Raw genomic sequence first — 22,060 nt, forward strand, 5'->3', positions numbered from 1 at the left:
TGTTATTCTTGCTAGTAATTATATTAAATACATACTATATCGCTAAGGGGACAACTCTCAGTTTATGGGTAGATGATTTTCAGGTTATAGCAAACTATAAAAAAACTCTACTTAAAAAATTAACCTATATTATCCATTCTCTTCCGATAATCTGACGGAGTATATCCTGTGTATTTCCTAAACTGTTGACTGAAATATTTAATATCTTCATAACCAACTTGTCTAGCAACATCACTAATTTTAGCTGGTGTCTCTATCAAAATAGATATTGCTTTTTCCATTCTTGCATTCTTTACAAACTCAATATAACTTTTGCCAACTTCACGTTTAAACACTTCACTAAAATAATTTGGATTTATGTGAACATAATCGGCAACTTCCTGTAAAGTAATATTTCGGTCTAGATGATCCTGTATGTATATAATAGCTTTTTGCGTGTAATGTTTATTTTCTTGAGAGAGTTGCAAAAATTTATCTATAATTTTTGCGATATATATTCTCATTACTTTTTCAGGATTGATCAACCAAGCACTATTATCTATTAACTTCCACTCCTGGTTTGGCGGGAACTTCCCAAGTGATGAAGCTACTCTACTTAACCAACGATATCCAGCTATAATTAAGGATTTTATATACAGTTCAAATGATTCTGGAGTGATTTCTTTATCTTGTTTTAACTGTGTTAAAAGTTGATTGATCCATTTTTTTGCCTTTTCTTTGCTACCTGATTTTAATATAGTTATAAATTCAGCCTCTTCATCAACCGTACATACTCTTCTCATACCTTTTCGTTCTCTGATTTGCTCGTAAAAAACATATCCTTTAAAATCCATTATCCATCTATAATTTACTACTTGCTTAGCATTTGTATATGATTGATGAATATCCTCCATCTTCTTTACATTAGAACCAACAGCAATGAATAAATTACAATTTAATTCATGTTCTATCAATTTTATCTTATTTTTCATCCATTCTATTTCGCTTTGTAATTGTTTGTTTTTCCTTATTAATAAAACACAATCTTTCCAAAGCAAAACTTCAAATTCACTGGTACCCCCCAACTCTTTTTTCAAAAGATCATATAATAATATATAATCTGGTTCACTTATGTTTTGTTCGTGGAGAAATATCAATAAAATTTGTAGTCTTTCATCACTATTCTCCAATTTTAAATTAGGAAAAGCTGTACAAATTTGAGGATCTGCATGGTTTAAAACTAAACCTTCTAATAAATTTCTTTTTATTACAATCTTTCCTTTTAAATTTTGATCATTCTCTTCTCTTTTTTTAAAGATTCGTTCCTTTGCCTTAAGTGCAGATTGGATAATTTCCTCCGGTCCGCTTGTTTTTAACAAATATTCATTAACTCCTTCACGGATTGCCTTTTGTGCATATGTAAACTCATCGTAGCCAGAAAGGATAATTATTTCAATTTCAGGATATTCCCTCTTTACTTGGCTAGCCATGTCTAAGCCACTCATTCCATTCATTTTAATATCCGTAAATATAATATCTGGTAAATCTTTTCTAATTATTTCTAGTCCCTCTTCCGCAGATGCTGCGGGCTCTAATAGTTGAAATCCATTACCAGCCCAATCGATTACAGAACTCATCCCCTCTCGAATGATTACTTCATCATCGATAATTAATACTTTCATTGTGAGGATCCCTCCAAAAAAGGAATTGCAAATGATATTATTGTTCCTTCATTTTTTTTACTACTAATTTTCAGTCCTGCTGATTGTCCATAGTAAAGAACTAATCTCTTGTGAACATTTTTTAAACCATAACTCTCTTTTTGAATAGCAATCTTTTTTATTGATTCTTCGTATAATTGTTTATTAATTTTTTTCACTTGTTCTTCATCCATGCCTATTCCATTATCTGTCACTGAAAACTTCATTTTTGATTCGTCGGATTTCACAACAACCAAGATTTTTCCTTTTCCATTCATTTTTAGTATTCCATGCATGATGGCGTTTTCAATAATAGGTTGTAATAGAAGTTTTAACATCATTTTGTCTTCAAGGTGTGGCTCTGTAGAAATCTCAAAATCAATTTTATCAGGATACCTTAATGACTGTATATTTACGTAGTTTTTGACATGACTAATTTCTTGAGAGACAGCACAGAACTCTTCTCCTCTATTAAGACTGAATCTTAGAAACTCACTTAACGAGCTCACCATTTTAGCGGTTTTTTGATCTTTATTCATTAGAGCCATCCATTGAATGGAAGACAACGTATTATATAAAAAATGTGGGTTTATTTGCGCCTGTAATGCAAGCATATCCATTTCTTTTTTCAAAGCTTCATTTTGTTTTACACGATCCATTAATTTTCGAATACGATTATTAAGTTTGTTATAGCTCTTAATCAACTGACCTACTTCATCTTCAGAAGTAACTTTAAGCTTTGATACTTGCAAGGCGGGATTAGGGTTACTAAGGGCCCTAGTTAAAGCTATCAAAGGGCCAATTACCTTTTGGGATAAAAATAGCACAAGTCCCGCTGCCAATATTAATGCAAAGGCGACTGCAATTGATGATAAAACTAGGAAATAATGATTCTGATCTAAATATCCTTTTGCCGGAATCACACCAATTATGCTCCAATTAACATCCGGAATTTTCGAATATAAAATCGTCTTAAGTTCTTTTCCTTTGCCTATCTTTATTACACCCGACTCAAGACCCATCCTTCCCAAACTAGGATATAATTCATTAATATCATGGTTTAGCCACTTTTTCGATGACCCGGCAATGATTTGATTGTTTTCATTTAATAATAAAACGGTTCCATCATTAGCCAAATCATTATTGAGTAATTGCTTTGTTATATAATTCATATCAAGACTTATAGATAAATAGCCAACATTTTCAAACTTATGTAGAGTTCGAATTGGTCTCGACAACGTAAGTACCCTTTGATATCCTACCGGAGTCATACCTTCATCGAGAGAAGACCACCATTTAGAATTTACATGATTGGAATCCATATATTTTTCAACTAAGTTTTGGTCAACATTTTGTATTTTGGCGGTTGCCGTAATGACAGGACCACCGTTTGTTGATTTTAGGTATATATTCGAAATATATTTTTTAGAAAAAGTTAAATTTGTTAAAAAGCCGGAGATAGAGGATTTTTCTATTACACCTTTTTCCGGATTTGATAGGTAACTTTGAATCTGATCATTTCCAATAAGAAATATGGACATATTCTCAACATCTACTAACATAAATTCCATATTTGTTTTTAGTAGTTGCAACGTATCTGCCCCAGACATGATTGCTTTTTCTTCTGAAAGTTTTGCGGCAATTTTGTAAGAATATATTCCAAGAAAAAGAATGGGTATTAATATAGAAACAAGAGTCATCGCCGTTAGCTTCTGTTTTAATGAATAACGGTTTAAAAACTTCATTTTTTCAATCCTTTTTAGTTATATACTAGTTGTCGTATTATTCTATCATAAGAAAAAGTTACAATGTTTATATTATTTACTTTTTTGATATAACTCTTTTAAAATTATTAAGCGTTTTATTTTGAAAAGCGAAAGGAATTTTCTAGACTATTAGAGAACTAGTAAAAAGATTGAAAATTTAGTGAGGTGCTTTTAATGACAGTAAAATTTGAAGAGTATAAGTATACAAGGCCAAACATGGAAGAAGCTGAAGCAGCTTTCAATGCTGAGCTTGAAAAGTTTAAAAATGCAGCAAGTGTTGAAGAGCAAAGTGATGCGATGAATAAAATAAACGAAATTCGCAATGATCTAGGGACGATGTTCAATATTTGTTATATTCGACACACGATTGATACGAATGATGAATTTTACAAAAATGAAAATGACTATATGGATGAAATTTCTCCTATTATAGAAGGCTTCACATCTAAATTCTATGAAGCATTAGTTTCTTCAAAGTTTCGTTCTGAATTAGAAAATAAATTTGGAAAACAGTTGTTTGATTTAGCTGAATGTCAGCTAAAAACATTTTCTCCTGAGATCATTCCTCTTTTGCAAAAAGAAAACAAGCTTTCGTCTGAGTACACAAAGCTTGTCGCATCTGCAAAAATCATGTTTGAGGGGGAAGAAAGAACCCTTGCCCTGATTGACCCTTTTATGGAATCAAAGGACCGTGAAATAAGGAAAAAAGCAAGTGAAGCAAAGTTTGGATTTTTTGCAGAGCATGAAGAAGAATTCGACCGTATTTACGATGAGTTAGTAAAAGTTAGAACAGAAATTGCTAAGAAGCTTGGGTTTAAGAACTTTGTTGAACTTGCCTACTATCGTTTGTCTCGTACAGACTATAATGGAGAAATGGTTGCAACATTCCGTAATCAAGTAAAAGAATACATCGTACCACTTGCGTCTAAATTACGTACACGTCAGCAGGAGCGAATCGGTGTTGATAAACTAAAATTTTATGATGAAGGATTTCAATTTGTTTCCGGTAATGCAACTCCAAAGGGTTCACCAGAATGGATTATCGATAATGGCAAGAAAATGTATTCTGAGTTGTCAACGGAGACAGACGAATTCTTCTCCTTTATGAATGAAAATGACTTGATGGACTTAGTAGCTAAAAAAGGAAAAGCAAGCGGCGGTTATTGTACGTATATAGAAAACTATAAAGCTCCATTTATTTTCTCTAATTTTAATGGCACTTCTGGAGATATTGACGTTTTGACCCACGAAGCGGGACATGCTTTCCAAGTTTATTCAAGCCGTCAATTTGAAATTCCTGAATATAGCTGGCCAACCTATGAAGCTTGTGAAATCCATTCAATGAGTATGGAATTTTTCACTTGGCCGTGGATGGAACTATTCTTTCAAGAGGAAACAGATAAGTACAAATTCTCGCACCTTAGTGGAGCTCTATTATTTTTACCATACGGTGTTGCAGTTGATGAGTTTCAGCATTTTGTCTATGAAAATCCTGATGCAACTCCTGCTGAGAGAAAGCAAGCATGGAAAGAAATCGAAGAAAAATATTTACCGCATCGTGATTATGATGGAAACGAATATTTAGAGAACGGTGGATTTTGGCAGCGACAAGGTCATATTTATGAATCACCATTTTATTACATTGATTATACACTCGCGCAAATTTGTGCATTCCAATTTTGGAAAAAGTCACAAGAGAACCATGAAGAAGCTTGGAAAGATTATATCCACCTTTGTAAGCAAGGTGGCAGTAAATCCTTTACTGGCTTAGTGAAAGAGGCTAATCTGATTTCACCATTCGAAGAAGGTTGTGTGGCATCTGTCGTTGGGACGATTCAGACTTGGTTAGATCAAGTTGATGATAAAGCACTATAAAATGAGAAACCCCTCTTTAGATTTTTATCAAGACCTCTAAAAAGGAAAGACTTATAAATTGAAGGACATTACATATTAGTTATGACTAATATGTAATGTCCTTTTCTTATTCAATCGCGCCCTTTTACCTTTATTAAAGTAAAGCACCAGTTCGTGGAATTAAAAACAAGAGCCGCCAACCAATAATTAGCTTCAGTTCTTGCTTAAAAGTTCCTCGGTCAGCTCCGGCGCCTCAAAATACTTGACGCAATTCAATCTGACCTTCCCCATGTCCTTGCGGGTCCGGCATCCGCATGGCCCACTCGATAGCTTCTTCCCTTGACTTCACATCAATCAGAATGAACCCGGCAATCAATTCTTTCGTTTCCGTAAATGGGCCATCCGTAACCACCGGCTTTTCCCCTGGTTTCGGAAAAGAAATGCGAATCCCATTTGAACTTGGATGAAGTCCTTTAGCCATAACCCGAACGCCCGCCTTAACTAGTTCCTCATTGTACTTATCCATAGCTTCCATGAGCTCTGGGTTTGGGAGATTTGCGCCTTCCGAATTCTTCGAGGCTTTGACAATCAACATAAACAGCATAACAATTTCCTCCTTCTTTTTTAGAGGCAAAAATTGACCTCTTTATAAATACAACGATCCGGTATCTTCAAAATCGACATATTGATAAAAAATAAGAGAAATTCTAAAAGAATGGCTGCTAATTTACCCTTAAATCCTATTCAACTTGGTAACTCGGATTTTAGTCCGCTTTACTGACATGTTCGCTCATTAATTTTCCTGACCCCAGAATCCCCCCTATTTTGGCTTCAAATAGTTGGCAAGCGTAACACCTGGTTTCGTTTCTTTAGCAAGTTTACTGATACCCCAAACATTGGTAAGACTGTCAAAAACAATAAATTGTTTAAAGATAACTATTACACTCCTCAAATTGCACTTTCACCCTAATTTTACCAGTAAATATAAGCAAATGAGCATAAATTCTCGTTCATAGCCAAAAATATTCATAAAAAAACTCTTTTCACAATAGAAAAGAGTCGTAAGCCTTAATAATCACTACCCAACCGCTCTGTCATCTCGACAAGCATCTTTCCAAAATCCATAATTCTTTCCTTCACTCGCTTATCGATGATGATATTATCCTCAGGATCAAAGTGGTCAAAGTTAACAAATACATTTTTTGGAGGAATAATCCCACCAAGAAAACGAATGATCGGCTCCAAATTGTATTGCGCCACCATAAAATGTTTTTCCGAACCTGCATTGGAAATATAACCGACAACTTTACCATTAAAAGCTCGCTCTGGCATTAGATCCAACAAGTTTTTTAAGCTCCCAGAAATCGAAGCCTGATAAATCGGCGTACCAATCACCATACCATCCGCTTTCAAAATCTTTTTCACGACTGTTTGGGTCTCATCATTATAATAAGATAACGGCAAGCCTTGCATAAACTCTATATCAAAATCCTTTAGATCAATTAACTCAAATTCTACATCCGAATTGGCTTTCTTCGCAGCATATAAACAATCGTAAACCATTTGTGATGTTTTTTGACCTGAAAGCGCACCGGAAATACCGACAATCCTCAAAAGACCTCCTCCAATCAAACTTCAAATTCTATATCTTATTATATCCTTCTTCCAATTCCTTGTCAGATTCAGGTGATTTTCCGATAATTAGCTGGTATGTAGTGTTGATATAATAATAAATATCTATTTAAAAATCTAATATTCATAGAAAAGAGGATACATGCCCATTTATTGAACATAATATCCCCTCATTAGTTTATTTAATCAACCTTATTATTTTTTCCTAGATGTAAACTCTCTTACCTCTTCCTCAGTCAAATCCCGCCATTTCCCAATTGGAAGATTGTTCAAGCTAATATGTGCAATTCGAACTCGCTTCAGCTTGATAACTTTGTAGCCAAAATGAGAACACATTCTTCTAATTTGACGGTTGAGACCTTGCGAAAGGGTAATTTTAAAGCTTCGATCATTGATTTTTACGACCTTACATTTCTTCGTTGTGGTATATGCTTTCTTTACAGGATTGAATATCCTAACCCCGTTGGCCAAGGCATCGATAAATGTTGGGGAAATATTTTTGTTTACTGTTACTATATAATCTTTCTCATGTTGATTTTCTTCTCGTAAAATTTCATTCACAATACTTCCGTCACTCGTAAGTAAAATGAGTCCTTCTGAATCTTTATCAAGCCTTCCAATAGGAAAAATCCGCTCGGGATGATTGACAAAATCAATAATATTTCCTTCAATATGCCTTTCTGTCGTACAGGTAATACCAACCGGCTTATTCAAGGCGATATAAACATCTTTGTGTTTCTTTTTCAAAAGCTTACCTTCAACTTCTACTTTATCTTCCGGCCCGACGGTAAGTCCTAGAACGGCTATTTCTCCGTTTACCTTTACCTTTTTCTGGGCGATCAATTCGTCTGCTTTTCTTCTCGAGCAAAGACCTGTTGAGCTAATATAATTATTCAGCCGCATATAAGCCCCCTGTTGACACTTGGTAGAAAACATCATAAATGAAAAGACATGCCAATGTCAAAGCATGTCACTTTCCGTGAACCAAATTCACAAATTCCTCCATTGTAGTCGAATACTTTACATAGAGTCTTGGCAAAAGATACCGTTCATCTTTCATTCCTTTTTCAATAAAATATTCTGGAATGGTCGTCAGTCCAAAGGAATAATATTTTTTCGTTTCCGCCAAAACTTTGTCATTGTAATCTCCATACGGATAAGCAAGAGCGATTACGGGCTGGCCAGTCATACGCTGAATTTTTTCTTTCGATTCTTTCAATTCATACTGATAATCTTTTACCTTCGTTAAATCTGGACGAGTGGCAGTATGGGACTGAATTGAAAAAAATCCGGAATCTGCCAACATTTTTAGCTCAGATTTTGATAGGCGATTTGAACGGCCGACAAAATCGGATATCACGAACATGGTACCCCTAGGTTTAAAATGGGCCGTCTCTAGTTTTTTAAAAATAGCAAAGACATTTAAATTGTTTTTATATCCATCATCAAACGTAATAAAAATAGGTTTATCTACGTTTTTGGTATCATTCCATTGCTCAAATGTTAATAAAGTAAAGCCATGGTCCCTCAAATACATCATTTGTTTCTCAAAATTCTCCGGACTTACATATAACTCTTTGGAACCGTGGCCTTTAAATTCATCGATGGAATGGTATATTAAGATTGGAATTTTCGTTTCACCCGATGCCGTTGATGGATGTATTAATATAAAAACACTTAAAAGGAATAAGGCAAGGTTCTTCATAGGAATCCTTCACTCCTGAAGTTAAACTTGCGGAACTTGTTCCTCTGCAAGTTCTTTTCTTTCTTTATTTTGAATAACAAATTTGGAAAGGACGATGCCGATTTCATATAAAATAAACAGTGGAAATAGGACAATCAATTGCGATACAAAATCAGGAGGCGTAATGATGGCTGATACAATCGCCATGACGACATATGCATATTTCCTGAAACTTGATAAATGATTTGGTGTGACCAATTCGATTGCGGTTAAAAACATTAAAACAAACGGAACTTCAAACAGGAAGCCCATTGGAATGGTTGTCATTAAGAGAAAAGAAAAATAGCTTTGAGTCGTAATCATCATCTCAAAATTATCAGTACCTAAACTCATTAGGAAATGATATGCAAAGGGAAATACTACGAAGTAACCGAATGAAAGTCCGCATATAAAACTAAGCAGCATAGCTGGAATATATTTAATCGCATTTTTGCTTTCCTTATCTGTCAAAGCTGGCTGGATAAAACGCCAAATCAAAAAACCAATATAAGGGGCCGACACGCCTAAACTTAAGCTGCCTGCAACCCCTGTGTAAAAACGAATAACATCTAATGGTCCGAGCATCGTTAATTTTTGACTCTTTGTAATGAGCGGAATCATCTGCTGGATAAAAATAATAAAAATGGCGAAGCAAATGATAAAAAAGAGACCAGAATAAATAATCACTTTCCGCAAATCTCCCAAGTGCTCCATTAACGCTTTTTCTTTATCCATCATAAGACCTCACTTTTTAATCGGATCGGTGGCTTGCTGAATGACCTCTTCTGCCTTTTTCTCCGTTTCATCGGAACTCATAATTTCATTTGCGGATTTTTTAAATTCGGACAACGTTTTTCCGAAGGCAGCCCCTATTTCCGGAAGTTTTTTAGGACCAAATACGATAAGCGTAATAATTAAGATGATAATTAATCCAGGAACGCCAATTGATTGAAAAAACATACACATTCTCCTTTGTTATACGAGCTGTCCACCCGTTTTACTATATTTTTGAATACCTTCTGCTGCTCTATAGGCGAGAGCACCTAATGTTCCAGTTGGATTATAACCGCTATTATGAGGGAATGAAGATGCTCCTACAACAAACACATTTTCAGCGTCCCACATTTGCGAATAGTTATTCACTGCTGAAATTACTGGATCAGCTCCCATGACAACCCCACCAACATTATGGGTTGTTTGATACGGAACAATGTTATAATCTTGCAGCGCCCCATAATTCATAATCGTATCTGCACCCATTTCTTTCATTACTTTATCGCTTTGCGTATTTAAATAATCATTTAATTTTCGATCTTGATCCGTGAAGTTATACGTCATGCGCAACAAAGGGACACCATACGCATCTTTAAAAGTTGGATCCAAATCAAGATAATTGTTCCGGTGAGGCATCGAAGCCGCTTCGTACCATGCATCAATCGTTCTTGTATAATATTTAATTGATTTCTGTTTAAATTCTTTCCCCCATAATGGTGTTCCAGGTGGGACTGGATTACTTGCAATTGGCCGATATCCGGATTGGCTAACGACAAATGCTCCTCCATGAATAAAATCAAGATCACTATGGTCAAAATTATCACCGTTAAAATCGTCAACTACTTGACCAAGAGAACCTGCACCCATATAGGAATTAAAGCGTTCATTTTCAAAAAAGCCCGTTGTCCCAGGGTTAAGCTGATAACAGTAATTTTTCCCAATCACACCTGTACCTGTTTTTTGGTCATATGGCTTTCCTAATTTAGAAACGAGTAAAAGTTTTGTGTTATTCAATACATAGCTCGTTAATACTACAACATCCGCTGGCTGAATCACTTCTTCGCCTTTGACTGTGTCAATATACCTCACACCCGTTGCTTTTCCACCTTTATGGAGGATTTCAACAACATTTGCATGCGTCCGTATTTCAAAATTCCCTGTTTTTGTTGCAGTTGGAATGACCGTCACATTAGGAGAAGACTTTGCTCCATATTCACAACCAAAGCGTTCACAAAATGCACAGTATTGACAAGCATTAAGCTTCTCACCATCGGGATTTGTATAGGCCACCGATAAATTTGCGGATGGCATAGAAAAAGGATGAAGGTTTAATTTTTTTGCCGCTTCCTTAAACTTATTTGTCATAACTGTATTTTTCATCGGTGGAGTTGGATAGTCGCTGCTTCTTTTACCGCCTAAAGGATTAGGCTCACCAGAAATACCGCACGTTTTTTCAAATTTATCGTAATAAGGCTCGAGCTCGTCATACGTAATGCCCCAGTCCTGGATTAAATAACCGTCTTTGATTTTTTTCGGACCGTACTTCTCAATTGTTTTCGTTTTTAGTTCAAAATCATATGGGAGAAAGCGAAACGTATGTCCATTCCAATGAACCCCTGCCCCGCCCACTCCGGAACCAAGTAAAAAAGATCCAAGTTGCCTCATCGGCAATGCCCGTTGATCAAGTTTATTTCGAAACGTGATTGTCTCTTTTGACACATCTTGCATTAGATCGTAACGAATGGCATAACGTAGTTCATCATGGACCATTGAATAATCCACAGTATCTCGATTACCGCCGCCTCTTTCTAATCCAACAACTTTTAAACCGTTTTTTGCACATTCGGCTGCAATTATCCCCCCGGCCCAACCAACTCCAACTGTGACAACATCTGTTTTCGGTAGAGTTTTAGCCACTTTATTCTTCCTTTCCATCTGAATTTACTGTTGTTGTATTATTTTCCGTGCGAAGGCATGTGGGCGTGGAGACTGACTGGTTCAATGACCAAAAAGTCTGTTGCCTCAATTTTGTCTAAATAACTCATTTGGTTGCCTGGGAAGTTCTTCATCTTCCATCCAGCCATATCACGATTTCCCCCGTAAAGAGGATCTGCATAGACACCTTCCAAAACCGCCATTCGAAGCAATGTAAAGAAATCTTTGGAAGTGACTCCTTCCATAGGCACATCACCTTTTTCAAATGCCCCTAACACTTCATCTTGTTGTTCTTCTGATAGTTCCGTAAATCGTTTATTATATTTTTTTTGACTGTATTCTTGGATTTTACCAATGCCTTGACTAAAGATTTCATTTCTTCTTAAATGGGATTGAAAGCCTTGTGTTTCAAGTCCGGGATAAAAAGGGCCCATCATATAATCACGTGCATTATGCCCCCAAGCTCCAGCTAACTGATGATCGATATAATAAGGAACATCTAAATCGATAGCACCCGGACCAAGATCATCTGCTGGAAATATTCGTTCTGATGCTTGGGAAAGAACATTAAATTCCTCAGGATTTGAAAAGTACATCATAGCTTGTGTAAAACGTTCAACTTCCCCATTTTCCGTAGGAGTTGCACCTTGATTGTTATTATTCGGCTTCAGCACTTGCTGAGTAATCAATCCACCCAATACTCCACCACCAATAACTCCACCAGCAACATAGCTCCCTTTACGGATGAATTCCCGACGGGTCATTTGTTTATTGTCTTTTTGTTCACTCATGTCATAACTCCTTTCCCTAAAATGTTGATGTTATTATTTACAAAAGAAGGAATTATACACACATTTAGGGACAAAAAAGAAAAGGAGGAAAAACACTTCGGAGAAGGCAAAAAATCTTTACGAACAAATAGAGAAATCCCGAACAAACTTAAAGTCGTAACCAGAAATAAAGACACAATGGCTTAAAAAATGTGTTTTTTCACAAAAAAAAGAACCCTACTTTTCTAAAAGTAAGGCTCTTTCATCAATATTACACTTCGCTAATAACCCCATCCGCAATATTTACGGCATGGTCTCCGATTCTTTCTAAATTACTGACAATATCTACATAGACAATTCCAGCTGTTCCCGTACATTGATTTTCATTTAAGCGTTTAATGTGTTTTTTGCGAAGATCGCGTTCCATACTATCAATGATTTTTTCCTTCTCAAGAACAGCTTTTGCTTGTTCGATATCATTGGTTTCTAATGCTAATACAGCTTGTCTTAGAGTAGAAACGGTTAACTCAAACATTTCATCCAAATCTTCTAATGCTGATTCAGAAAATACCACTTTATTTTTTATTTGGCTATCAACTAATTCCATAAGATTTTCTATGTGATCACCAATTCGCTCAAGATTAATGACGGTATTCATAAGTGTATGGTGTGTGTGTAAATCTTGATCAGTGAGCGAGTGATAGGATATTTGAATTAAATATTCTGTTATTGTTTTATCTAAATTGTTTAGGGCATCTTCAATTTGTGGCAAAAGCTCTCTTTGTTTCTTACCCTGTGTTTTAAAGTACTGACCTACCTCTTCCATTCCTTTATCTGCCAGTTCAGCCATGCGAAGAACTTCTTTTTTCCCTTGACCGAGTGCGATAGAAGGAGATTGACGAATAAATTGTTCACCTAAATGAACGGCTTTATATTCGATAGAAGTATCTTCGCCTGGGACTAATTTAATTACAATCCATGCAAGAACCGCTATGAATGGGAATTGAATAATTGTATTTGTCACGTTAAAAGTCCCATGAGCAAATGCAATCGTCATTTTTGGATTTAAATCAAATGTTGCTTGGAAAAATTCAATTAAATGTGTAAATGGTATGAACAAAATTAAAACAAGTATCGTTCCTATTATATTAAAAAGCACATGTGTTAACGCAGCCCTTCTTGCAGCAATAGAAGCACCAATGGAAGCTAAAACTGCAGTAATCGTTGTACCGATATTATCTCCAAACAAAATAGGCAACGCTGCATTCAAATCTATAGCACCTTGGTCATACAATGTTTGCAGCAACGCTATGGAAGCTGAGGAACTTTGGATGATGACAGTGAATAGTGTACCAACTCCTACACCTAGAAGCGGATGATCACTTAAATTAACCATCATATCCATAAAAACTTGTGCACTGCGGAGAGGCTTCATCGCATCTCCCATCAAGCTAAGCCCAAAGAATAGTGCTCCAAAGCCAAAAAATACTTGTCCAATATTGTTCACTTTATGATTTTTAAAGAAGAAAATCAAGAATGTACCAAAAGCAAGAATAGGTAGCGAGTATTCGGAAACATTAATCCCGATAATAAATGCTGTGACAGTAGTTCCAATATTGGCACCCATAATGACGCCAATGGCTTGTCTTAATGTCATAAAGCCGGCCGTTACAAGTCCAATCGTCAAAACGGTTGTCGCTGAACTAGATTGTATTAATACCGTTACGACTATACCGGTTAAAACTCCCATGATCGGTCTCGTAGTAAAACGGTCAAGCAGTTCTCTCAACCCATCTCCAGCAACCTTTTGAAGGCCATCCCCCATTGACTTAATTCCATAAAGGAATATACCTAGTCCTCCAAAAAACAGAAAAAGTAATGATTGCAAATCCATGTCTTCTCCCCTAAGTATTATTATTCGACATACTTCTACCCCACAATCTTAATGAAGAAATGATTAAAAGTACATTAAGGAATTGTAAAGATTATGTAAAGGTGAATTTACAATTCAAAAGCTGATGATTGGACTGTATAAAGGAATAAGCCTATCATTTAATTAAACAAATAGGTACTAACTTTTTGGATCTCTTTAACATTTCATGCAGCGATTTCAACAATAACAATACATAAATTAAAAGTAATTAAAGGAGTGAAATAATGACTAGCAAATCTAAATTGTTTAATAATATTCCCTTATCCGTTCTTGATTTAGCTCCTATCACAAAAGAAAGCAATGCAGGACAGTCATTTAAAAACAGCGTAGAATTAGCTCGTCTCGTAGAAACCCTAGGATTTAATCGTTATTGGCTGGCTGAGCATCACAATATGCCAGGTATCGCTAGCTCCGCAACCTCAATTCTCATCGGCCATATTGCAAGTGCTACTAAGAGAATCCGTGTTGGGGCAGGCGGTATTATGCTGCCTAATCATGCAACACTTGTCATTGCAGAACAGTTTGGAACGTTGGAATCCTTATACCCTGGGAGAATTGATCTTGGCCTTGGACGTGCTCCTGGTAGCGATCAGGCAACTGCTTATGCTCTAAGACGTTCATTAGGTAGAGGAGCGGAGGAATTCCCACAGCAGGTAGAGGAATTGCAAACGTATTTTGAATATAACCCTGAAGCCAGAGTTCGAGCTATTCCTGGTGAAGGATTGAATATTCCAATTTGGCTTTTAGGTTCTAGTGGATTTAGTGCACAGCTAGCAGCCCAAAAAGGCTTGCCGTTTTCTTTCGCAAGTCATTTTGCACCTGATTATCTTTTACAGGCATTAAAGCTATACCGTGAAAACTTCAAACCTTCAGCTGCACTTAAGAAGCCTTATGCCATGCTGGGGATAAATATTATTGCGGCTGATACTGATGAAAAGGCTATGTGGCTTTCGACTTCACAGCAGCAACAGTTTTTAAGCTTGATTAGAAATCGTCCTACTCAACTCCAACCACCTGTTGAAAATATGGACGAAGTCATGTCACCAATTGAACGAGTTCATATTGAAAAAACACTTGATCCTCGTTCTACTTTCGTTGGCAGTTATGAAACAGTGAAGCCAAAACTAGAATCCTTTATTCAAGAAACGGAAGCAGACGAAATTATTATTAATTCGCAGATCTATTATCAGGAAGATCGATTGCGCTCTTATGAAATCGTTGCTGAAATGACGAATTAAGGCTCCCCCGTTTTGGATATAATTGACACGGTGTATAGGAAAAATATAAAGTGTTAATGACTATCCAGAACGGAGGCTTATTTTGTGACAAAAAAGACTTTTTTCATCATTTGCCTACTTTTATTTTTTGGACTTGCCTTTTCATATGACTTGAAATTCTTTAGAAACATTGACATCAACACACTTGAGTTTTTTGAAGGAATTAGAACCAAGTTTTTAAATAGGTTCTTTTACTTTTTTACAGAGCTGGGATCTAAAAATTTTATCATCCCAATTTCGGTCGTCGCATTAATTTTCCTCGCAGTTAAGAAAAAATATTTTGAAGCTTCGTTTTTAATGTTGGCATTCTTAGGGGAGGTTGGGTTAAACCATTTATTAAAAGGATGGATTCATCGTGAGCGACCTTCTCTTAATCCATTGATTCATGAAAGTGGATTTAGCTTTCCGAGTGGACATTCCATGGGGGCAATAGTAGTTTTTGGATTCTTTTTTTACTTATTTATTCATATTTTGAAAATGGGTCAAAAATATCGTTACGTATGGCTTACAGCCACAATTGTGCTCGTACTTTTTATTGCGATGAGTAGAGCATATTTAGGAGTCCATTACCCAACTGATATCATAGCTGGGCTAAGTGCCGGATACGTATATTTATACATTATTATTCTTCTTTACCACCTTTCATCTAAAAGAAGGCCGCATTCTACCAAGTAGAGAGCGGCCTATAATCTTATACTAATTTCCCTTCAATCATTGTCCATAAAACGTTGAAGTCAGTATTAAGAAGGACAAGGTCTGCGTCCATTTGCGGGGCAATCCTTCCTTTGTTTTGCAATCCTAAAATATCGGCAGGAGTCGTAGCGGCCATATAAACGGCATCTTGTAATGAAATACCACTTTCCACTGTTTTCAGCAACGCTTCATTCATAGTAACGGTACTCGAAGCGAGTGTGCCATCCGCTAGTCGCGCTTCTCCGTTTGCCACAGTCACTTTATGACCGCCAAATTCATACACTCCATCCCCCATATTCATCGCTTGCAGAGCGTCTGTAATTAAGACAACCCCTTCTGGACCTTTAATGCGATGCATAAGGCGAACGATGGCTGGATGAAGATGAACGTGATCGACAATCGCTTGCAGACTAACATGTTCTTCTTCAAAAGCGGCTACAACAAGGCCTGGGTCGCGATGATGGATAGGACGCATCCCATTAAAGCAATGAGTAACATGGCTTGCTCCTTTTGAAAAAGCTTCTTTTGCTTCTTCATATGTTGCATCGGAATGAGCAACCGCTACAATGATTCCCTTCTCTTTAAGATACTCTACCATTTCAATCCCGCCAGGCAGTTCTGGTGCAACTGTCACCATTTTAACGAGGTCTCCAGCTTCAGATAAAATGTCTTTCATTTCCTCTAAGTTTGGATGACGCAAATACAATTCATTTTGCATACCTTTTCGTTTTACATTTAAATATGGACCTTCCAAATGAATACCGGCAATCTTCGCACCTTGTTCCGAACCAATCACATTTTTAACATTTTGAATCATAAGCATGAGGTCCTCGATGGAAGATGAAACCGATGTGACAAGAAAAGATGTACATCCTGTTGAAGCACATGTTTTTGATACTTCTAAAATACTTTCTTCCGTTCCATCCATCATATCAAATCCATTGGCGCCATGAATATGAACGTCAATCATGCCGGGGATTAATAAATGATCATTTGCGTCGATTACTTCGTATCCTTTAGGAATCTCAGGTAAGATGCTATGTTCCACTACTTGAATTTTTCCATCTTCAATCCATACCGCGGATGATTGGGCAATATCATTAGATGTCGCAACTCTCGCATTAATAATGACTTTATTGTTCATCCTTATCTCCCCCAATTTTTCAAAAAAACTTCTATGTTTTTAGCTCTTATAAAGAAAATTTTTCCCTTACTTCTCCCACAACGATTCCTGCATCATTTTTTATAATCGCTGGTCTAATTTTACGAAGAGAATTGATGGTTTGTTGATTACTGTAGCCGATTTGTTCTAGAATCGAAGCTAAAACATTCGGCCATACATCTTCGGAGCCACTCAAAACTTTTAAAGCAAAACCTCTTCTTTCTTTTTTCAAGCCGAAGCAATAGACGCCTTGGGCTCCACCTTTAGCTACAATATTTTCGTCTCTAAGTAAAGCTGAGCAGACAAAATCTTCAGATGCTACGATATTCGGATGGAGATTCATGACGTTCGTCATTTTTTTTACAGCATTTCGCATGTCTTCATCTGCAATTAAATCTGGACAAGCTAATTTTAAGTACGCGATTGCCATATTTTTAAGTGGGATGGCAAAAACAGGCACGCCACATCCATCAATCCCCATTTTGATATTGGACTGGGGAACTTCTGACAGCTCTGAAAGAATGCTTAATATTTTCTGCTGAAGAGGATGATTTTCTTCCCAATAGCCTTCTACAGGAAAACCGAGCTCACGACACATCGTCACAAATCCCAAGTGCTTTCCAGCACAGTTGTGGTACAATCTTCTTTTACTTTTTTGCTCCCTAATCATCGTTTCTTTAGGAGCAGCATTTAATGGATAAGAAGCCGGGCAAAAAAGTTCTTCTTCCTTAGCCGGAAGCTTCTGTAATAATGATTCTAAAGCCGAGATATGATAGGCTTCCCCACGCTGTGAGGCAGTAAATAAAGCGGCTTCCTCATCAGTAATATTGTATTTTGAAATAATATTTGATAAAAATATCGGGATAGCTTGAATAGGCTTGGCTGCAGAGCGAAAATAAACATATTGCTCTTCATCTCCAACTTGATAAATGGTTTGCAACTGATCATTAACACCGCAAATAATTCCACTATGGATATTTTCAACTAAACCGTTTCTTGTTTCTTCAATTAACACTTCATATTGCATCATAATGACTTCCTTTCAGTATAATGAAGCGATTCCAATTTTTATTTTACTATATCATCATGTAGTTTACGATTTTACAATTACATAAATTCTAATTTTCGGGGGAACTTATGGGAGCATGTGCTTTAAAGTTTGATCATATGGAGGCTTATAAATGGGTAAAAATTCTTCAAATTCGCATGAAAAACAATCTAATCAGCCAAAGCCGCTAAGCGGATCTCACAAGGTCAAAAATAAAAATCATACTAGGCAAAATAAAGCTGGCGGACATGATATGTAAGAAGCTAAAAGCCATGATCTAGTGGAGATCATGGCTTTCCCTTTATTTTGTTGACATGATTGGCGTCGGTTTTTTTAAAGGTTTGCTAGTAGTTAAAGAGGGCTCATTTGAAATTGATGCTTTTTTCTTTTGCAACAATCTTTGCTTTTCCGATTCTTTTTGAAGCTCATAAATTCTATGCTTAACTTCGGTTTCTAAGAAAAAGAACATTTTTTTATCCTCCTATAGGGAGAGCTCTCCTATGTTATTTAGATAAGATGATTGTTCATCACTAGTTTTGTTTCTTTCTGAAATGATTCCATCATTTAATCTGAGAAGGTTTTGTAAACTCCCCTTTAATTTTTTGTTTGAAACGATAATTTCGCCCAATAAATCAATTGTCGCAATTTTTTCTTGGAGTACCTCAGGGTCAACATCCCCATTTAGCATAAGCTCGCCTCTTACAATGAAGTTAGCTGCTTCCTTTAAAGCAAGAAATTCGTCATTTGACCATTCTTCTTCATTTTCAATTAAGATGAAGGAATTGTCGTATACAAGCACTTCCGTATCTAAGAGACTGCATAATTCGTATACGATATCCTCAACGCTTTCGTGACATATAATCAACGAAGTAGAATGGATTTTTGAAAAAGCATTCGAAAGAGCTTCTCGAGTGACATCTGCATTGACGACGATAGGTTTCTTCGCCATGATTTTTTTGTTTTTAAAACGACGAATGGAACGATTGTTTAATTGAAGCTGGCTCTCGATCAATTCGTAACCAGCCGGAATAACATCGACTGGCGAAGTTGTAAGGGAAGTCATTTTTTTATATAAATATGGTTCTTGCTCCTCAGGAATAGTGATTTTTCCGTGAACTTCTATATTACTAATTTTTTCATTAAATAAATCCATATTTAGGTCTTGGGAAAATGTTAGTTTTCCATTAACAACTAAATATTGGGGACCATCTAAGGATTGAAGAAATGAATTCGTTAGCGTAAATTTTCCATTCTCAATGCGTGGAGGTTCTCCTGAATAAGTACTGACATTAAGCTCACCATCCGCAAAAAGGTTACTGACAGAACCTGAAAGATGTGCTGGACTGTATACTTTCCCATTCATAATAAAGTGGAATAATTCCTTTTTTATTTGATCCGCTTCCACATTTTTATCAATAATGACAATACCATTTATGAATAATTTTACAGGTTCTTGGATTGACTCTATATAAGCTTGATCAATATGCAAAATTCCATTGAAAAAAGCATATCCATCCGGAACTAATGCGGTCTTTCCGATATTTTCAATATTTAAAGCTGATATAAGATAAGCGTTTTCCCTTTTATAAAGAACAAGCCCTACATTATCAATTCCTTCAATTCCCTTTATGCTATCTTCTGTTGCATTCATTAGATTTAATAATCCTACATTTCCAATTCGTTGTTTTGTCATTATCCTTCCTCCATTTCTATTAAGTGTCGCAAGCGTTTGATTGCCATATGAAGCTTATATCTTATCGTTGAAGCCGGCAGTCCAAGTTGTTCAGCAATTTCCTTGCTGTTCAATCCTATCCAGTATCGTTTAAAAACAATATCGCTTAATTCTATGGGCAGATGTGATAAAAGCTCAGCCATTTCAATATGGTTTCCTGCAAATACTTGAACCGGTATATCGAATTCCTCATCCCATTCAGAGAGCCGCTTTTCTTTTCTTCGTTCATCAATGAGTTTATTTTTCATTACTCGGTAGAACCAAGCTTTTTGTTTATATTCAGGCAAGATAAAAAGTTCAGTTTCTTTCAGCGACTTCATCAAAGCATCTTGAACAAGGTCATTTGCCTCATGCTCATGCCGAGATATCGAAACGGCAAATCGATAAAGATCGGCTTTTAACTTTTCATATAGATCACTCGCTTCCATATGGCTCACTCACTTCGTATTTTTTACTGATGTATTTGCTTTCGTATAGATAACGTTTGGAGTTGTAAAAGTGTTGGAGAAAAAATAAAAAAATTTAAAAATATTATTTTGTTAACTCAGGGACTGATATCCACGCTATGCTTTTACTTTTTTAGAGCGGATGACATGTGACTTATATAGTTCTATTTTAAACTTTTATTGGACAAATTTCGGATTGTATTCATAATTTTTTCATTATTTAATAGCAATGGACCTAAACTACCATTATGATGGATTTAGAAGATATTTTTTCTAGGAGGTACCTATGACACGACTTACAGACCATTTAATCGTCATTTCATTTGATTGTCTCTCAGCATTGGATTTTTCCATGTTAGAGGAACTTCCAAATTTTCAGGAATTGTTATATAAAGGATCGTATTGCAAACATGTAGAGACTATTTATCCATCTGTCACTTACCCATGTCATGCAACTATTGTAACGGGAAAATACCCTAACCATCATGGCGTTATCAATAATACATTCCTTCAACCCGGAAATCCTTCGCCTGACTGGTACTGGCATCGATTTCATATTAAAGGGACGACATTATATGATGAGGCGAAGAAAGCAGGCATGAAAACGGCAGCGTTGTTGTGGCCTGTTACAGCTAAGGCTAATATCGATTACAATATGCCCGAAATTTTTGCCAATCGCCCTTGGCTCAATCAAATTGCGGTTTCTTTAGCAAATGGGAGCGTTTTTTACCAAATCGATATGAATAATCGTTTTGGTCATATACGAAAAGGGATCAGCCAGCCGGAATTAGATGACTTTGTATTGGAGTCTGCTGTCCATACGATTGAAACGAAAAAGCCGAATTTAATGCTTGTCCATTTTACCGATCTTGATACACAGCGGCATTATCACGGTTTCTCATCTGAAGAGGCTCAAGCTGCTTTAAAACGCCACGATATACGGTTAGGTAGAATTCTACATGCCCTTAAGGATGCAGGAATTTATGAAAACTCAACGATTGTAGCTCTAGGAGATCATAGTGCTTTAGATGAATCGAAGGCTGTAAAAGTGAACGTGCTCTTGAAGGAACAAGGGTTGATCAATGTAAATGAAAAAGGAAAAGTTACGGACTGGAAAGCATATTGTAAAAGCTGTGACGGCTCCGCCTATATATATTTGCACAATCCAAATGATAAGGAAACGAAATCACGCGTTGGAGAACTATTGCAAAGACTGCAGGAGGATGAGCATAACGGCATAGAATTCGTTCTGACAGGTGATGAAGCGGGAAAAAGAGGTGCCGATGAAAAGGCTGCCTTTATGATTGAGGCGCGTAGAGGCTTTTATTTTCACGAGCGATTAGAAGGAGAATTTATTGATTCCATTACGAAAGAGGATGTAGAGGAACGTCGATATACAGTCGCGTCTCATGGTTATTCGCCTAAAAAAGCAAACTACGAGACTGTATTAATCGCATCTGGAAAAGGAATTCGTGAAAAAGTAAATATTCCTTCTATGCACCTAGTGGATGAAGGCCCCACTTTTGCAAAATTACTAGGCCTTGATCTTGGGGATACAGATGGAAGGATTATAAAGGAAATGTTTGATGTTTAAAAATTTTTAACATTCTAATCTATTCTTCTAGTACAATATAGC

At 36.3% G+C, this 22,060-nt stretch carries 20 protein-coding genes and 1 pseudogene; 5 read left to right on the top strand and 16 right to left on the bottom strand.

Translation table 11 applies throughout. The features are described from left to right. Window positions 1–119: 119 nt before the first annotated feature. Window positions 120–1,661, bottom strand: a complete 1,542-nt coding sequence (locus KHA97_RS13680) for a response regulator (protein ID WP_213125269.1) — start codon at window positions 1,659–1,661, stop codon at window positions 120–122. Then, window positions 1,658–3,424, bottom strand: coding sequence for a cache domain-containing sensor histidine kinase (locus tag KHA97_RS13685; protein WP_213125270.1), 1,767 nt, complete (start codon window positions 3,422–3,424; stop codon window positions 1,658–1,660). The genes KHA97_RS13680 and KHA97_RS13685 overlap by 4 nt, the downstream gene beginning before the upstream one ends. 195 nt (window positions 3,425–3,619) lie before the next feature. On the opposite strand from KHA97_RS13685, the gene KHA97_RS13690 reads away from it, so the two are divergent. After that, entirely contained in the window at window positions 3,620–5,320 is a 1,701-nt protein-coding gene (locus tag KHA97_RS13690) for a M3 family oligoendopeptidase (protein WP_213125271.1), read from the top strand. Window positions 5,321–5,555: 235 nt separating this feature from the next. On the opposite strand, the pseudogene KHA97_RS13695 reads toward KHA97_RS13690, so the two are convergent. From KHA97_RS13695 to KHA97_RS13735, 9 genes and pseudogenes are all read right to left on the bottom strand, one after another. Beyond that, window positions 5,556–5,903: pseudogene (locus KHA97_RS13695) on the bottom strand (YciI family protein); the annotation flags it as partial. 464 nt (window positions 5,904–6,367) lie between these two features. Then, window positions 6,368–6,913: an NADPH-dependent FMN reductase gene (locus tag KHA97_RS13700; protein ID WP_213125273.1), complete on the bottom strand. Its 546-nt coding sequence runs from the start codon at window positions 6,911–6,913 to the stop codon at window positions 6,368–6,370. 213 nt (window positions 6,914–7,126) lie between these two features. Next, on the bottom strand, window positions 7,127–7,834 hold the full coding sequence (locus KHA97_RS13705) for a pseudouridine synthase (RefSeq protein ID WP_213125274.1): 708 nt from the start codon (window positions 7,832–7,834) through the stop codon (window positions 7,127–7,129). 67 nt (window positions 7,835–7,901) lie between these two features. Next, window positions 7,902–8,636: a polysaccharide deacetylase family protein gene (locus KHA97_RS13710; protein ID WP_213125275.1), complete on the bottom strand. Its 735-nt coding sequence runs from the start codon at window positions 8,634–8,636 to the stop codon at window positions 7,902–7,904. Between the two features lie 21 nt (window positions 8,637–8,657). Then, window positions 8,658–9,389: a twin-arginine translocase subunit TatC gene (gene tatC, locus KHA97_RS13715; protein WP_233713476.1), complete on the bottom strand. Its 732-nt coding sequence runs from the start codon at window positions 9,387–9,389 to the stop codon at window positions 8,658–8,660. A gap of 9 nt (window positions 9,390–9,398) precedes the next feature. Beyond that, a complete protein-coding gene (gene tatA, locus KHA97_RS13720; protein WP_213125277.1) occupies window positions 9,399–9,614 on the bottom strand; it encodes a twin-arginine translocase TatA/TatE family subunit in 216 nt (71 codons plus the stop codon). 15 nt (window positions 9,615–9,629) lie between these two features. Continuing rightward, entirely contained in the window at window positions 9,630–11,345 is a 1,716-nt protein-coding gene (locus KHA97_RS13725) for a GMC family oxidoreductase (protein ID WP_213125278.1), read from the bottom strand. Between the two features lie 38 nt (window positions 11,346–11,383). Further along, on the bottom strand, window positions 11,384–12,154 hold the full coding sequence (locus KHA97_RS13730) for a gluconate 2-dehydrogenase subunit 3 family protein (protein WP_213125279.1): 771 nt from the start codon (window positions 12,152–12,154) through the stop codon (window positions 11,384–11,386). Window positions 12,155–12,404: 250 nt separating this feature from the next. Then, a complete protein-coding gene (locus KHA97_RS13735) occupies window positions 12,405–14,027 on the bottom strand; it encodes a Na/Pi cotransporter family protein (RefSeq protein ID WP_213125280.1) in 1,623 nt (540 codons plus the stop codon). Window positions 14,028–14,290: 263 nt separating this feature from the next. On the opposite strand from KHA97_RS13735, the gene KHA97_RS13740 reads away from it, so the two are divergent. Further along, window positions 14,291–15,304, top strand: coding sequence for an LLM class flavin-dependent oxidoreductase (locus KHA97_RS13740; protein ID WP_213125281.1), 1,014 nt, complete (start codon window positions 14,291–14,293; stop codon window positions 15,302–15,304). An 84-nt stretch (window positions 15,305–15,388) separates the two neighbouring features. Then, window positions 15,389–16,018: a phosphatase PAP2 family protein gene (locus KHA97_RS24465; RefSeq protein ID WP_213125282.1), complete on the top strand. Its 630-nt coding sequence runs from the start codon at window positions 15,389–15,391 to the stop codon at window positions 16,016–16,018. Window positions 16,019–16,034: 16 nt separating this feature from the next. On the opposite strand, the gene nagA is transcribed toward KHA97_RS24465, so the two are convergent. Both nagA and KHA97_RS13755 read right to left on the bottom strand, forming a co-directional pair. Further along, on the bottom strand, window positions 16,035–17,180 hold the full coding sequence (gene nagA / locus KHA97_RS13750) for an N-acetylglucosamine-6-phosphate deacetylase (protein WP_213125283.1): 1,146 nt from the start codon (window positions 17,178–17,180) through the stop codon (window positions 16,035–16,037). 46 nt (window positions 17,181–17,226) lie between these two features. Continuing rightward, complete coding sequence (locus KHA97_RS13755; protein WP_213125784.1) at window positions 17,227–18,225, bottom strand: asparaginase; 999 nt, start codon at window positions 18,223–18,225, stop codon at window positions 17,227–17,229. 154 nt (window positions 18,226–18,379) lie between these two features. Here KHA97_RS13755 and KHA97_RS13760 point away from each other — a divergent pair, with 154 nt between their 5' ends. Continuing rightward, a complete protein-coding gene (locus tag KHA97_RS13760; protein WP_213125284.1) occupies window positions 18,380–18,505 on the top strand; it encodes a small acid-soluble spore protein P in 126 nt (41 codons plus the stop codon). Between the two features lie 42 nt (window positions 18,506–18,547). Here KHA97_RS13760 and KHA97_RS13765 read toward each other — a convergent pair whose 3' ends face one another. Genes KHA97_RS13765 through KHA97_RS13775 form a run of 3 tightly spaced genes read right to left on the bottom strand, consistent with a single transcriptional unit; the run spans window position 18,548 to window position 20,406 of the window. Continuing rightward, a complete protein-coding gene (locus KHA97_RS13765) occupies window positions 18,548–18,715 on the bottom strand; it encodes a hypothetical protein (protein WP_213125285.1) in 168 nt (55 codons plus the stop codon). A 12-nt stretch (window positions 18,716–18,727) separates the two neighbouring features. Next, window positions 18,728–19,939 carry a hypothetical protein gene (locus KHA97_RS13770; RefSeq protein WP_213125286.1) on the bottom strand — a complete coding sequence of 404 codons (1,212 nt, stop codon included), beginning with the start codon at window positions 19,937–19,939 and terminating at the stop codon, window positions 18,728–18,730. Continuing rightward, window positions 19,939–20,406 carry an RNA polymerase sigma factor gene (locus KHA97_RS13775; RefSeq protein ID WP_213125287.1) on the bottom strand — a complete coding sequence of 156 codons (468 nt, stop codon included), beginning with the start codon at window positions 20,404–20,406 and terminating at the stop codon, window positions 19,939–19,941. Before KHA97_RS13775 ends, KHA97_RS13770 begins: the two co-directional genes overlap by 1 nt. Window positions 20,407–20,710: 304 nt before the next feature. Between KHA97_RS13775 and KHA97_RS13780 the strand changes: the two genes are divergently transcribed. Then, a complete protein-coding gene (locus KHA97_RS13780) occupies window positions 20,711–22,018 on the top strand; it encodes an alkaline phosphatase family protein (protein ID WP_213125288.1) in 1,308 nt (435 codons plus the stop codon). Window positions 22,019–22,060 lie beyond the last annotated feature (42 nt).

The organism is Lederbergia citri, assembly GCF_018343625.1.
GTDB classification, from domain to species: domain Bacteria; phylum Bacillota; class Bacilli; order Bacillales; family Bacillaceae_C; genus Lederbergia; species Lederbergia citri.

Coding starts and splice junctions, on each gene's coding strand:
- KHA97_RS13710 (WP_213125275.1), bottom strand. CDS start 8,636: ATGAAGAACCTTGCCTTATTCCTTTTAAGTGTTTTTATATTAATACAT.
- KHA97_RS13735 (WP_213125280.1), bottom strand. CDS start 14,027: ATGGATTTGCAATCATTACTTTTTCTGTTTTTTGGAGGACTAGGTATA.
- KHA97_RS13685 (WP_213125270.1), bottom strand. CDS start 3,424: ATGAAGTTTTTAAACCGTTATTCATTAAAACAGAAGCTAACGGCGATG.
- tatC (WP_233713476.1), bottom strand. CDS start 9,389: ATGGATAAAGAAAAAGCGTTAATGGAGCACTTGGGAGATTTGCGGAAA.
- KHA97_RS13760 (WP_213125284.1), top strand. CDS start 18,380: ATGGGTAAAAATTCTTCAAATTCGCATGAAAAACAATCTAATCAGCCA.
- KHA97_RS13765 (WP_213125285.1), bottom strand. CDS start 18,715: ATGTTCTTTTTCTTAGAAACCGAAGTTAAGCATAGAATTTATGAGCTT.
- KHA97_RS13705 (WP_213125274.1), bottom strand. CDS start 7,834: ATGCGGCTGAATAATTATATTAGCTCAACAGGTCTTTGCTCGAGAAGA.
- KHA97_RS13740 (WP_213125281.1), top strand. CDS start 14,291: ATGACTAGCAAATCTAAATTGTTTAATAATATTCCCTTATCCGTTCTT.
- tatA (WP_213125277.1), bottom strand. CDS start 9,614: ATGTTTTTTCAATCAATTGGCGTTCCTGGATTAATTATCATCTTAATT.
- KHA97_RS13755 (WP_213125784.1), bottom strand. CDS start 18,225: ATGCAATATGAAGTGTTAATTGAAGAAACAAGAAACGGTTTAGTTGAA.
- KHA97_RS13690 (WP_213125271.1), top strand. CDS start 3,620: ATGACAGTAAAATTTGAAGAGTATAAGTATACAAGGCCAAACATGGAA.
- KHA97_RS13680 (WP_213125269.1), bottom strand. CDS start 1,661: ATGAAAGTATTAATTATCGATGATGAAGTAATCATTCGAGAGGGGATG.
- nagA (WP_213125283.1), bottom strand. CDS start 17,180: ATGAACAATAAAGTCATTATTAATGCGAGAGTTGCGACATCTAATGAT.
- KHA97_RS13730 (WP_213125279.1), bottom strand. CDS start 12,154: ATGAGTGAACAAAAAGACAATAAACAAATGACCCGTCGGGAATTCATC.
- KHA97_RS13780 (WP_213125288.1), top strand. CDS start 20,711: ATGACACGACTTACAGACCATTTAATCGTCATTTCATTTGATTGTCTC.
- KHA97_RS13775 (WP_213125287.1), bottom strand. CDS start 20,406: ATGGAAGCGAGTGATCTATATGAAAAGTTAAAAGCCGATCTTTATCGA.
- KHA97_RS13770 (WP_213125286.1), bottom strand. CDS start 19,939: ATGACAAAACAACGAATTGGAAATGTAGGATTATTAAATCTAATGAAT.